This is a genomic window from Pseudoalteromonas sp. SW0106-04 (genome assembly GCF_001293805.1).
In the GTDB taxonomy this organism is placed as follows: Bacteria; Pseudomonadota; Gammaproteobacteria; order Enterobacterales; family Alteromonadaceae; genus Pseudoalteromonas; species Pseudoalteromonas ruthenica.
On record NZ_BCAI01000006.1, the window covers coordinates 1 to 13,320 of the forward strand.

The following is a 13,320-nucleotide window of genomic DNA, read 5'->3' on the forward strand; positions in this document are numbered from 1 at the left end:
CTAAAAACCGTAAAAAAACGTTAACCCAAGCTCAAGCGTTCAAAATACCAACAAAACAAAGGTAAACGAACATCGATCAGGCTGTTTTTTGTGCTCTTTCCTTAAGGCGGCCTATAAGTATCGAACAACCACACTAAAGATCAAGGTAAGGCTTATAAAAAAGTGCACCTAGCGTGCACTCCTTTATTTCGATTGCAACGTATGCATTTCTTAATACAAGATACTATATAGTTTACGGCGGTATTGAGCTGCTAGGGCGTCGCCCTCAGGTAGGCTAGCAATGATATCAAGGTAGGACTTCTTCGCATCGCCAAAATTAAGATCTTTGTTAAGCACTTTAAACAGTGTCGCTAACGCGTCTTCTTTTTTACCCGCTTCATTGAGTGCCACAGCCAAATTTACTTTTGCCTCAAGGTTTTCAGGTTCGTCATCAACGGTCTGTTGCAAAGCTTGGATCTCTGGTGAGTCTTGCGCTTGTTCAGCAAGCTCTAGCTTAGCTTTAATATTGTTATAATATGCATCCTGCTCGACTAGGCCTATGGTTTCCAATAACGCTTTGGCGTCATCAAGCTTATGTATTTGGATGCAAATATCAGCCAACACCAGTTTGATACGACTATTATTGCTGTCTATATCATACGCCTGTTTTGCCAGTTTAAAGGCCTCGTTATGATTTTGGACCATCAAGGCATCTTTGGCTTGTTGCAGCAACATATCTTGTGGTTGTGGTAAGTGCTTTTGCAGTGCTTCTTTAATTTGCACCTCGCTTTGTGGCCCTGGAAGCATATCGACGGGTGCTCCCTCTTTTAATAACACCAAAGTAGGCAGCGCTTGTAAGCCAATTTGCTGCGCTAATTGACCCGCCAATGCTTGCTGTGTGTCACAATCTAAAGTTGCCACGACAAGATGCTGCTGATATTGCTGCGCTATGCCTTGTAAAATACTGGCCTGTTCCTGACATTCCGGGCTTTGGGCGGAGTAAAAGCTCAACACCACCAACTTTTCTTGCGAAGTGTCGCCTAATACTTGCTGGATATTCTCTGCCGTCAATTGAATTTGATTCGTCATGCTTATGTTGCCATCTCACTATAATTACGCTTTGATATGGTGACTAACATAACAATTACAAGAGCAAGGATCACCCATGCGATTGCCTACTTCTTTCACCGCTCTCAGTGCTGCTTTACTACTTGCATGCACATCAACAGCAGCACACAGTATAGATGTTAAAGATAGACTCCCTGAGCTTGAAGCCTTCTATCTTGATTTACACCAATCACCAGAGCTGTCTTTACACGAACAGCAAACCGGTGAAAAGCTGGCCAGTAAACTGCAAACTTTAGGGTTTGATGTGACCGAAGAAGTGGGTGGCTACGGCGTCGTTGGCCTGTATAAAAATGGCTCTGGGCCGACCGTTATGATCCGCACCGACACCGACGGTTTGCCAATCGTCGAACAAACCGATGTGAACTACGCATCTAAAGTGACGGTGACAAAAGATGATGGCTCCAAAGTTGGGGTGATGCATGGCTGTGGTCACGATATTCATATGAGCAGTTTTATTGGCACTGCTGAACACCTCATGGCCCATAAAGATCAATGGCAAGGTACGCTGATGATGGTAGCTCAACCTGCTGAGGAAATCGGCGCGGGTGCCAAAGCAATGCTCAATGAGGGCTTGTTTAGTCGCTTCGCTAAACCAGATCATGTTTTAGCCTTGCATGTCAGTGCCAGTGTGCCTGCGGGCAAGGTTGCCTTAAAGCCGGAATATACCATGGCCAGTGTAGACTCGGTGGACATCATTGTGAAAGGTAAAGGAGGACATGGTGCCTACCCGCACACCACCATCGACCCTGTGGTCATTGCCTCACGTTTGGTGTTGGCGCTACAAACGATCACCAGCCGTGAGCTCTCACCTTTAGAACCTTCCGTTGTGACTGTCGGGTCTATTCATGGCGGCAGCAAACATAATGTCATCTCTAACGAAGTGACTCTGCAACTCACGCTACGCAGCTATAACCCGCAGGTACGTAATCAACAAATTGCCGCCATTAAACGCATAAGCGCAGGTATTGCTGCTAGTGCGGGCTTAGAGCAAGCCCTTTACCCTGAAGTCATTGTCCACGAAAAAGAATCGATTCCTTCTACTTATAACGATCCCACGCAAACCACCTTAGTCACAGACGCCATTAAAAACGCTATCGGTGAGAATAATGTAGAATTAACCAAGCCAGTCATGGCCGGGGAAGATTTTGGCTTGTACGGACGCACCGACGACAACTTGCCTATTACCCTGTTTTGGCTCGGCGGAGTAAACCCAGAAACATATAACGCCGCTCAACAATCTGGGGCGCAACTGCCATCGCTGCACTCTAGTAAGTTTGCGCCTGATTATAAAAAGGCCATTCCAACGGGTGTCAAAGCGATGACTCATGCGGCGCTTAAGCTATTCAATACACCTTAAGCTTGCGCTTTAGACGCGCCCTTAGCTTTGTAACTGCGGGCGCGCTTTCGTTTACCACCTCTCAAGGCTCGCTTGGCGGGCCCTTTAATATTGCTAAATACACCAGCATCACAGTTCTTTGCTTGATTGACCAAGTCGCTCAACTGTGTGGTTAATGGCTGCATGAAGTCTTGATATTTGAGCTCTTGCTCGGCAATTTTTGCTAATGCCATTTCCCAGTGCGCCGTCATATCCGGCGTTGCTAATTGCTCGGGCAACGCACTGATCAGAGCGTTTCCCGCTTCGCTAGCACAAATGGATTTTCCTTTACGAGTAAGAAAACCACGTGAGAAAAGCAATTCGATGATGCTTGCTCTGGTTGCCTCAGTGCCTAAGCCATCGGTATCGCGCAGCACTTTACGTAATTGTGTGTCCTTGACGTAACGGCCAATGGATGTCATTGCGCTTAATAGAGTGGCATCACTAAAGTGTGCCGGGGGTGTGGTCTGCTTATCGTCAATACGTGCATCATCACACTGTAGCAATTGCCCTAAGGTCAATGGTGGTAAACATTGCTCATCTTGCTTCGCCTTTTTGCCCATGAGCTCTTTAAAACCCAGCTCAATGTCTTCTCGGGCTTTTGTTGTAAACTTGCCTCCGGCTATGGTCACCTCGACATCACTTTGGTAATAGCGATATGCAGGCATAAATTGAATGAGGTATTGGCGACAGATCAGTTCATACACTTTGCGCTCGTTATCATTCAACTGCGCTGCGGTGTGCTTGGCTGTAGGTACGATGGCATGGTGCGCTGCCACTTTGCTATCGTTAAAGCAACGGCTCTTTTTATTGCTATCTACAGCTGCGAGCTGCTGTGCGGTGAAAACGCCATTATTAAGCACTGTATTAATAATATTGCTGGCGTCAGCAAAATGCTCCTTAGGCAAATAGCGGTTATCTGAGCGCGGGTAAGTAATTAATTTATGCTTCTCATATAAGCTTTGACAACAATCTAATACCGCCTTCGCGGAGAGAGAAAAGCGCTTCGCTGCATCTATTTGCAGTGCCGATAGGTTATAAGGCAGAGGAGCTTGTTCTTGCTTTTGCTCTTTGCTTAAGTCGGTCACACTTGCCGGTTGGCCGACAATCCGGCCGACTACATTTTCTGCAAGCTTACGCAGCAATACTCGGCCCTGTTCATCTTGATAGGCCCGACACGCTTCGCTTGGTTGCCACTTCAGCCAAAATGACTCGCCTTGTACTGTAGTCACTTGCGCGTGCACCTCATAAAACGGCTTACTAACGAACTCGGCTATTTCTTTATCTCTGGCGACCACCAGACCCAGCACCGGGGTTTGTACCCTTCCCACTGAGAGTACCCCTCGATAACCGCTTTTTTGTCCCGCCAAGGTATAAGCTCGTGTTAGGTTCATGCCAAACAACCAGTCGGCGCGCGAGCGGGCGAGTGCTGAAACACTCAAAGGCACAAACCGGGTATTGGGCTGCAGCTGGTTCAGGGCTTTTTTCACTGCAGGCAAGTTCAAATCACTGATCAGTAACCGCTCAACCGCTTGCTTTTTATGTTGCGGCAAAGGCACTTGATTAATCACTTCATCAACCAGCAACTGCCCTTCTCTATCGGGGTCGCCGGCATGCACTAAGGTGTGAGCTTGCTTTATCAGCTTCTTAACTAAAGTGAGTTGTTTACGAGTTTTGCTTTTCGCTTTTAGCTGCCACTGCTTCGGAATAATAGGCAAGTGTGCTAATTGCCACTTTTTAAAAGCGGGGTCGTAGTCATCAGGCTCAGCTTGCTCAAGCAAGTGACCGATACACCAGGTGACACAATCGCCATTGCCAACCTCTATATAGCCTTCTTTTTTTTGCTGAGGTTTGGGCAAGGCTGCGGCTATGGCACGGCCCAGAGAGGGTTTTTCGGCAATATAAAGCTTCATGACAACAACTGGCTATTTATACAGTTATTACAGTGTAGAGTATAATTACGAGCTAGGAAAGAGTGCGCGCAGCGGTTTTGTTTCTTCTTGCCTGCAACCAAAACAGTATCGGTAAATAGCACAGTATTAAAGTAGCGCTGTTTATGATCGGTAATAGGGTTTTGTAAAGGTATGCGCTATTAAATGTTAAATCCCATAAATGGCGATCGGCGACACGCCAAAGCTGTAAAAAAGGCGCGGCCACAACAATAAGCTGGCCAGCAATACTTTGCCACATGTGCACTTTGCCACGAATGCCCCAATAAGCAATTATTGCCATCCAAATAATATCGTTGCTTGCCCATACGACATAACGCCAAACTTTATCGGTATCATGGTCGAGCAGCATGTCGTGGATAAGAGTGCCGAAAAGGAAAAAGCCTGCTGTTAATAACGCGAACCGTAGAGCCTTACCTTCTTTACTAAGCCAAAAAAACACAATGGCTGGCACCAAAAAAGCTGCCGAACCATTGTTCATTAAAATTAAAAACTCTCCCAACCAAGAAGGCAAAATTTTTTCCTATTTCTTGATCTGTTGGAGCTTCTCGGTCTTGTCGTCATCGCCATTGCCATTGCCTGGCATATCATTGAATTTATAAAGATGTAACATATTCGTTCCCTGTCTATTCAGCTTTAATTCAGTTGCTAAATTACCGTATTTTTGGCACAAAGCCAATAGTTACTGCACAACTTCAATGGGGTCAGATTCTTTGGCTTTACCCTGCATGATTGAAATCTCGACGCGGCGATTACGCTTACGATCTTCATCAGTTTCATTGGGCACTAATGGCCGTGTATCTGCGCGCCCCACCACGACCATTCTACTTTTATCAAAGTCATCAACCTTTTGCATTTCACTGGCAACCGCGACTGCGCGCATCGCGCTCAGGTCCCAGTTGTTGGTATAGAGCTCATTAGAGACTTGGAAGTCATCGGTGTGCCCCGAGACAGTGATTTCTCCGGGTACATCTTTTAGTAATTCAGCAATATCTTGAATAATAGGCTTAAATTTTGGCTGTAAGAAAGCACTGCCGGAGGGAAAAGAGCCGTTTTCACGGATGCGAATAATTATTTGCTGCCCTAGAGATTCCAGTTCTATGGCGCCGTCAATAATTTGCTGTTCTAGCTGTTGTGCAATTTTCTTCACCAACTCATTAGTGCGCTCTTGGTCTGCTGCGGCGATGGCTTGCTGTTGCGACTGCTCATCGGCGGTACTGGCAGACTCCCCGCCGCGTTGATCCCCACGCTGCTCTTTACGACCGCCTGCGGAGTCTTCTTCCCCAGCTTGGAACTCCAGCATTTGCTGTGTCATTTCAACAGTCTGCTGTTGAATTGTTTCGATGGGCGTGGGGTCTGGGCGCCCCGGTTTAAATTCCATGGCAATGACACTGGTTCCTTTAGGTATATCTTTTACTTCCAGTTTATTTTGCACACCAAAAGCAAACTTCATGGAACCAGCAATTTGCTTAAACTTGAGCACATCCATCTCGGAGAACGCCAATAGCAATACGAAGAAACACATCAGTAGCGACATCAAGTCTGCGAACGTGCCCATCCAAGCCGGTAATCCGGGAGGGGGGCATTTGCAGGGTTTTTCATCCGACATACTTACTCCTCGGTATCAACTTGGCGCTTGGACTCTGCCAGATAATTTTTCAGAATGCCTTCGATAACTTTGGGGTTTTGTCCGTCTTGAATACCTAAGATAGCGTCTAAGATCAGCCGTTGATTGAGCTCTTCTTCGTCTTTGCGTAGTTCTAACTTGGATTGGATAGGAATAGCTATCACATTGGCGAGAAACGCACCGTACAATGTGGTTAGTAGCGCCACCGCCATCGCGGGGCCAATCGCTTTAGGGTCATCCATGTTAGAGAGCATCGCCACCAACCCGATCAAGGTCCCGATCATACCCATTGCCGGGGCTATATCACCCAAGGCCTTAAATAGGCCAGCGCCTTGCTCATGGCGAGCGGTGGTTAACAAAATATCTTTTTGCAAAGTAGCACGAACTACATCGGCGTCATGGCCATCAACCAACATATCAATGCCTTTGCGCATAAACTTGTTTTTAATCTCTGCCTCTTCTAGCGCTAAAAAGCCCCCTTTACGAGCAGAGTCTGCCAGCTCTACAGCCTTCTCAATAAGCTCATCAGGTGATTCAATCTTAAACATGAAGGCCTTGCCGGCTACTTTCCCTATGGTGAAAAATTGCCCCATGGTGTAGTTAGCAAGCACGATAAAAAGAGAACCACCAAATACAATTAGCACCGAGGGAGTGTTATAGAACATGCCCACATCACCACCAAGCACCATAGACATGACAACGAAACCAATCGCGCCGAGAATACCTATTATGGTTGCTAAATCCACATGTCCTCCACCCACTTTCTATTCAGCGCCTTCCCACTAAAGCCCTATATATGGCCAGGGAATATCAGACGTTATTATAATTACTCTTGAGATATCGGCAACTTGCTGAATTACTTGAATCATTTTTTTAAAATCGCGAAGCGACAATATTAAAACTAGCATGCCTACACAGCTTTGCCGTGAAAATCGCATCCATCTTTGACCTAGTCCACGATTCCCCCTAAAATTGGCGCTCTTATTAGGTGTAGTGAGTGACAAGGCCATGGCCCAAAAAAAACCAGAAAACCTAAGCTTTGAAGAAGCCATTAATGAATTAGGGCAAATTGTAACTGATATGGAGCAAGGAGAATTGTCTTTAGAGCAATCTTTAAAGCAATTCGAACGCGGTATTGGTCTGGCAAATGCATCGGCTCAAAAGCTTGATAACGCCCAGCAGAGAGTAAGCATGTTAATGAGCAACGACCTAAACGCTGAGCTCACCCCAATGGATGATCAAGAGTAGTCGCCCCTGTGAATTTAAAACATGCCTTAGCACAGGCACAACAGGATGTGCTACACACCCTACAGCGTTATTTTCAAACACAGCAACAAACACAGCCTCAATTATTGGCGGCAACGCAGTACTGTATTGAAAATGGTGGCAAGCGCTTGCGACCATTTTTAGTCTATGCTGTAGGTAATATGCTTGCAGCACATCAAGACGATCTTCACAAAGCCGCTGCAGCCATTGAGTGTATTCATAGTTACTCTCTGGTGCATGATGATTTACCGGCCATGGACGATGATGAATTACGGCGCGGTCGACCCACCTGCCATATCGCATTTGACGAGGCCCACGCTATTTTAGCTGGCGACACCTTGCAAACCATTGCCTTTGAGCTGCTCAGTAGCACTGACTTTGATATCGGCGCTAACCAACAGTTAGCACTGATACGAAGTTTAAGCCAAGCTTCAGGGCTGTTGGGTATGGTAGGCGGCCAAGCGCTAGATATCGCGGCCACCGATAAAGCGATTTCCTTAAATGAACTTGAGCATATTCATCGTCTAAAAACCGGGGCATTGCTAAGCTGCGCCATTGAGCTGGGCTATTTGTGCTCCCCGAACGTAGAAAACAGCACACGTGCTGCATTAGACGATTACGGCCGTGCCATCGGCCTGGCTTTTCAAGTGCAAGATGATATTTTGGATGTTGAAGGAGATACCGCCACGCTAGGAAAGCCGCAAGGCTCTGATGTGGCTGCAAATAAATCTACTTATCCTGCGCTTATGGGCCTTGATGGTGCCAAAGATAAGATGCAGCATTTGTATCAACAAGCTATTGATGCGGTGTGCCCGCTCCCATATGACACCCGTGTTCTCGAGCAACTCGCGGGCTATATCATCGCTAGAGATCATTAAAAATGACTACTGATGCGAAGGGCTGGTTTGATATACTTCAGCCATCGCAGTAAAGGATAAAACGACGCATGAATTTGGATAGTAGCAAGTATCCCTTATTACAACAGGTCAGCAAGCCTGAACAACTTCGCGAGCTACCGCAAGAACGGTTAGGCGCGTTTAGCCACGAACTGCGGGACTACTTACTAAACTCCGTATCGCAAAGTAGCGGTCACTTTGCCTCCGGGCTCGGCACGGTTGAACTGACTGTTGCGCTGCACTATGTGTATAACACCCCGTTTGATCGCCTGATTTGGGATGTAGGCCACCAAGCCTATCCGCACAAACTGATCACCGGCCGCCGTGAGCAAATGCACACTATTCGCCAAAAAGATGGATTACATCCGTTCCCTTATCGCGGAGAGAGTGAGTACGACACCTTTAGTGTCGGTCATTCGAGTACCTCCATCTCCGCCGCACTAGGTATGGCTATTGCTGCGCAAAAAGAAGGCCAAGGCCGTAAAACCGTTGCCGTCATCGGCGATGGTGCTATCACTGCGGGCATGGCCTTTGAGGCGATGAACCACGCTGGCGATATTAATTCCGACATGTTAGTCATTTTAAATGACAACGAGATGTCTATTTCAGAAAATGTCGGCGCGTTAAATAATCATTTTGCGCGTATTCTCTCCGGTAGCTTTTACGCCAATATTCGTGAGGGCAGCAAAAAGCTCTTATCAGGGTTACCGCCAGTGAAAGAACTGGCTAGCCGTATGGAAGAGCACCTTAAAGGCATGGTTATACCGGGCACCTTCTTCGAAGAGCTTGGCTTTAATTATATCGGCCCAATCGATGGCCATGATGTCAACATGCTGGTCGACACCCTGCGCAATATGCGCAACCTCAAGGGTCCTCAGCTGCTGCATATAAAAACCCAAAAGGGCAAAGGTTATAAGCCTGCTGAAGCCGATCCTATTGGTTACCATGCTGTGCCCAAGTTTGACCCGACCGTGACTAAATTACCCAAATCTAAGCCGGGCGCACCGACCTTTTCAAAAGTGTTCGGCGATTGGTTGTGTGATATGGCCAGCGTTGATGACAAACTGATGGCCATCACTCCGGCAATGCGCGAAGGCTCGGGCATGGTGCGCTTCTCTAAAGAGTATCCACAACAGTATTTTGATGTTGCCATTGCAGAGCAGCATGCGGTCACACTCGGTGCAGGTTTTGCGTGTGAAGGCCTAAATCCCGTAGTAGCAATTTATTCAACCTTCTTACAACGAGCCTACGATCAACTTATTCATGATGTAGCGCTACAGGAATTGCCTGTGCTCTTTGCCATTGATCGCGCTGGCGTGGTTGGCGCCGACGGGGAAACTCATCAGGGCACGTATGACTTAAGTTATTTACGCTGTATTCCTAATATGGTCATTATGGCGCCGGCTAACGCCAATGAATGCCGTAATATGCTCTATACCGGACATCAGCTTAATAAACCCGCCGCTGTGCGTTATCCTCGTGGCAGTGCTGGCGACGGTGAGCTTGATAGCGAAATGCAACAATTACCCATAGGCAAGGGACGTGTTATTCGCAACGGCGAAAAAGTCGCAATACTGTCGTTTGGTACCTTGCTGGAGAATGCCCAACAAGCGGCAGAGCAGCTCAATGCCACCCTAGTTGATATGCGTTTTGTTAAACCTCTCGATCACCAGCTGATTGATAAGTTGGCAAGTGAGCATAATGCGCTTGTCACCTTGGAGGATAATGTTATCGCCGGTGGTGCAGGCTCAGCAGTAAGCGAGCACTTAGCGCAAAGCAAGCAGCTTAAGCCAGTTTTGCACCTTGGCCTACCCGATGTATTTATTAAGCATGGCACGCAGCAAGAAATGCATGCTGAGCTTGGCCTTGACGGCGATGGTATCACACGCCAGATAAGTACGTGGTTAGATTAACACGCTCGCGAGTTTGATATTCGGTAATAAAAAAGGAGCCAAAGGCTCCTTTTTTATTTATTCACTTTCTTAACGCATCCAAATTTTAATGTCGGCTAAGCCGGTGCTTTGTAAGGTGGCTATTTGCGCATCTAAGTTTTCACTTTGCTCAAACTCAAAGGCATCCAACTGATCATCAAACTCAATATGCGCACAGCCATCGCCGCCGCGCTTTTTAACCTGATGAAGGGCGATATCCGCTAAATTCACCGATGTTTCCCAGCCGATCACTTGGCCGCCGAGCAAGGGCATCGGATAACAAGACCAGCCCAGCGACGCGCTAAGATTAATCTTTTTACCATTGGGGAGTTGAAAACTTTTCTCTGCGATGGATTTGCATAACTGGCGCGCAAACTGATTGACCTGATCAAGCTCGAAATCGCGCAGCAGCAACAAAAACTCATCGCCGCTCCAGCGGGCCACATAGTCAGAGCCCTGGGTGCAGGAATTCAATAGGGTCGCCATTTGTTGTAAGCAACTATCGCCGCTCAGCGGTCCGTAGGCATCATTAATACGCGAGAATTTGTCGATATTCACTATCAACAGCACCAGGGCCCTGCCCTGCTCTTGTAATGAAGACGAATTACGCTGGTAATGTTCAATATCTTTAGGCAGCTGATCGAATAAGAAACGCCGGCTACGCAGTCCTGTCAGCTCGTCAGAGTGACTCACTAACTTCAGCTGAGAGTTCACCTGGTTAAGCTTATCATTGGCATCACGCAGCTCCATAGTGCGCTCTTCCACCAAACTCTCCAAGGCTGCTTGTTTGCGGCGTTCCTGGGCTCTAAACACCCACAGCAATAAATAGATAATAAAAAATAACCCGGAAACAATCAGCAACCGGAAATACACCGTTTCATCGAATCGTTTCGGTACCTGAAACGCATAATGCGTGCTTGTGGCTTCTTCCCAACTGTCACTGGTGCGCTTGGCTTCAAGCTTAAAAGTAAATGGGCCAGGAGGTAAGTTAGTATAAATGGCTTCACGACGATTTTTAGCATAGCGCCAGTCGGTATCCAAGCCACTTAATTGGTAACGAAACTCCACCTCAGCCGGGGCGTAAAAATCAATCGCTGTATAATTAATCGTTAAATCGCGCTCATCGGTATCAAGCTCAGGGTTAACACCCAAGCCACCGGTATACAAAGTACGTCTGGGGGTGGCAATACTCTCCACTTGGGGCGCTAATTGGTCTTGGCCAAAGAGCTGTACATTTTTAGGGATTTCCACCACCCCTTGTAAACTCGGATACCAAATAGAGTCACCACTGTCAGCCACCGCGTCATGGCCTAAACCAGCACAACATTGACTGGCTTTACCATCGAGCTGGCGATCATACGAGGAAATCACCTGCTCTACTTGTAAGTTTCCAATTTCATCCGAGAATTGCTCCACCGGCATGCGGTAGACGCCTTTCATGGTGCTGACCCACACCCGCTGCAGGGCTTCATCATGATGCAGACTAAAAATGGAGCCATAGGGTAAGCCATTGGATACATCAAGCTGGTGCCAGCGCCCTTGGGTACTGCGATAGAATAAGCCGTCATTTAACGAACCAACTAACGTCCCAACATCATCAATTTCTAAAATACTGGTGACATAAGCGCTTTCCAGCGCTGTAGAGTCGCCGATGCGCTCAATGCCTTTATCTGAGAATAAGTAACCGCCTTGGCTGGTACCAATTAAGCCGTATTTGCCTTTATCCAGCACGTAAGTAATAAACTTACTATCGAGTACAGCATTGTAGGTAAAGGGCGTTAACCCTCGATATCCCATGCGATACATACCCCGGCCAGTACCAAACCACAGTCCGCCAGCACTTGACTCACTGATAGCAAACACCGGGTTTTGCCGTAATTCTCGCGCATCGATGTTATATAGCTGCTCGTCTTCGAAGTACAACACACCGCGATCCGTGGCGATATACAACCGCTCACCAACAAAATGCAAATCGTGCACCGCACTGCGGCGTAATTTAGCCCGAGGCACGCGATTAATAAAATTATTATCTTGATCGAAATAACCAACGCCACTGCGATTAGCCACCCATAGCTGACCACTCGGTGATAAGGTAATGGCCATCACCGCTTCGGTCATACTCGAGAGTGCATTATGGCGCTCAACCCGACCCGCGTGGGCAAGCCAAAGACCCTCGCTGAAGCTCGCCAGCCAAATATTGTTTTGTTCATCGCGGTAAATATCGGAAAACCAGATGCTTTGATCCAGTGCTGCCGGCTCAACCCATTGCCACTCTTTAGAATTGTCGCGATACAGTAATCGCCCATAGGTTGAGATCCACAATGCGCCATCGGAGTCACTCATAAACTTATACACCGCCGCATTACTGGCGTTGGGTAAAGTAAATGGCCGTAGCTCATCATCGATGTCTAAGAAGTAAGCGCCTAACTCAGAGGCCAGGTACAGAGTGCCTTCTAGCCAGGCTAAGTCGTGGATAATGGTTTGTGCTAAACGATCAGGCAGGGTCACCCGCGCAGTTATTTTTAAACGCAAACGCGATGACGACGACGACATATTGGTTAAGCGCAGTAAGTAGTTTTCACTGACTAACCACACGCCTTGCGGTGCCAGTGCCATTTTACTGACCGAAATTTGGTTGATGGCAGTCAGGCGTCCCTGAATACGGCCGCTGCGTCGACGCTCGCTCTCGGGCAAATGAAAAGCGACCTGATTGCGCTCGATATAAAACAGTTCGTTGGCTGCCACCCAAATATTGCCTTTATCATCTTGCAATATATCGCGCACCGGGCCGCCAATACCAAACTCAAAGTAGTTCATTGAGTCAGGGTCAAGTACGGAAATGCCGCGCTTGGTGCCTATCCACAACAAACCTTCTTTATCAATCAATAACTTATTGATTGCATTACTATTGAGGAAGTTGCTATTTTGCTGGGTAAAGTTAGTGAAGTGGTCGCCATCAAAACGACTTAAACCAAATTGAGTGCCTACCCAAATATAGCCTTTGTTATCTTGGGTGACACTTTTGAGGGATTGTGAAGGCAGACCATTTCGGGTATTCCATTGCTTAACCACATAATCCGTGATTGATGCCGACGCCAAGTGCGAAGCAAAAACTGCCCACACCAATACTAGTGACTGAAAAAACCGCTGCAATGTCACACCCAGACTC

General features: G+C 47.3%; 10 protein-coding genes. 4 read left to right on the forward strand and 6 right to left on the reverse strand.

Annotated elements, in window-relative coordinates; all coding sequences use genetic code 11:
• Positions 1 to 210: 210 nt before the first annotated feature.
• Entirely contained in the window at positions 211 to 1,068 is an 858-nt protein-coding gene (locus tag W04_RS08405; protein WP_053910519.1) for a tetratricopeptide repeat protein, read from the reverse strand.
• 76 nt (positions 1,069 to 1,144) lie between these two features.
• Between W04_RS08405 and W04_RS08410 the strand changes: the two genes are divergently transcribed.
• Entirely contained in the window at positions 1,145 to 2,464 is a 1,320-nt protein-coding gene (locus W04_RS08410; protein ID WP_053910520.1) for a M20 family metallopeptidase, read from the forward strand.
• Here W04_RS08410 and W04_RS08415 read toward each other — a convergent pair.
• The 4 genes from W04_RS08415 to pomA all read right to left on the reverse strand — a co-directional run bounded on the left by W04_RS08415 (position 2,461) and on the right by pomA (position 6,804).
• Positions 2,461 to 4,395 (reverse strand): DNA topoisomerase III, encoded by a 1,935-nt coding sequence (locus W04_RS08415; RefSeq protein ID WP_053910521.1) that lies wholly within the window; start codon positions 4,393 to 4,395, stop codon positions 2,461 to 2,463. The two genes, W04_RS08410 and W04_RS08415, sit on opposite strands and share 4 nt — an antisense overlap.
• A gap of 52 nt (positions 4,396 to 4,447) precedes the next feature.
• Positions 4,448 to 4,945, reverse strand: a complete 498-nt coding sequence (locus tag W04_RS08420) for a hypothetical protein (RefSeq protein ID WP_231658083.1) — start codon at positions 4,943 to 4,945, stop codon at positions 4,448 to 4,450.
• A gap of 168 nt (positions 4,946 to 5,113) precedes the next feature.
• Positions 5,114 to 6,040, reverse strand: a complete 927-nt coding sequence (locus W04_RS08425; protein ID WP_026110915.1) for a flagellar motor protein MotB — start codon at positions 6,038 to 6,040, stop codon at positions 5,114 to 5,116.
• 2 nt (positions 6,041 to 6,042) lie between these two features.
• On the reverse strand, positions 6,043 to 6,804 hold the full coding sequence (gene pomA / locus W04_RS08430) for a flagellar motor protein PomA (protein ID WP_053910522.1): 762 nt from the start codon (positions 6,802 to 6,804) through the stop codon (positions 6,043 to 6,045).
• Positions 6,805 to 7,066: 262 nt separating this feature from the next.
• Here pomA and W04_RS08435 point away from each other — a divergent pair, with 262 nt between their 5' ends.
• From W04_RS08435 to dxs, 3 genes are all read left to right on the forward strand, one after another.
• Complete coding sequence (locus W04_RS08435; RefSeq protein ID WP_053910523.1) at positions 7,067 to 7,306, forward strand: exodeoxyribonuclease VII small subunit; 240 nt, start codon at positions 7,067 to 7,069, stop codon at positions 7,304 to 7,306.
• Between the two features lie 8 nt (positions 7,307 to 7,314).
• The gene (gene ispA, locus W04_RS08440; RefSeq protein WP_053910524.1) at positions 7,315 to 8,202 is read left to right on the forward strand and encodes a (2E,6E)-farnesyl diphosphate synthase; all 888 of its coding nucleotides are present in this window, start codon (positions 7,315 to 7,317) and stop codon (positions 8,200 to 8,202) included.
• Between the two features lie 68 nt (positions 8,203 to 8,270).
• Complete coding sequence (gene dxs / locus W04_RS08445; RefSeq protein WP_053910525.1) at positions 8,271 to 10,133, forward strand: 1-deoxy-D-xylulose-5-phosphate synthase; 1,863 nt, start codon at positions 8,271 to 8,273, stop codon at positions 10,131 to 10,133.
• A 69-nt stretch (positions 10,134 to 10,202) separates the two neighbouring features.
• On the opposite strand, the gene W04_RS08450 is transcribed toward dxs, so the two are convergent.
• On the reverse strand, positions 10,203 to 13,304 hold the full coding sequence (locus W04_RS08450; protein WP_081604355.1) for a diguanylate cyclase domain-containing protein: 3,102 nt from the start codon (positions 13,302 to 13,304) through the stop codon (positions 10,203 to 10,205).
• Between the last annotated feature and the right edge of the window lie 16 nt (positions 13,305 to 13,320).

Bases quoted from the DNA above. Each gene is read 5' to 3' on its own strand.
- W04_RS08405 (WP_053910519.1), bottom strand. From the start codon at position 1,068: ATGACGAATCAAATTCAATTGACGGCAGAGAATATCCAGCAAGTATTA.
- W04_RS08410 (WP_053910520.1), top strand. From the start codon at position 1,145: ATGCGATTGCCTACTTCTTTCACCGCTCTCAGTGCTGCTTTACTACTT.
- W04_RS08415 (WP_053910521.1), bottom strand. From the start codon at position 4,395: ATGAAGCTTTATATTGCCGAAAAACCCTCTCTGGGCCGTGCCATAGCC.
- W04_RS08425 (WP_026110915.1), bottom strand. From the start codon at position 6,040: ATGTCGGATGAAAAACCCTGCAAATGCCCCCCTCCCGGATTACCGGCT.
- W04_RS08435 (WP_053910523.1), top strand. From the start codon at position 7,067: ATGGCCCAAAAAAAACCAGAAAACCTAAGCTTTGAAGAAGCCATTAAT.
- dxs (WP_053910525.1), top strand. From the start codon at position 8,271: ATGAATTTGGATAGTAGCAAGTATCCCTTATTACAACAGGTCAGCAAG.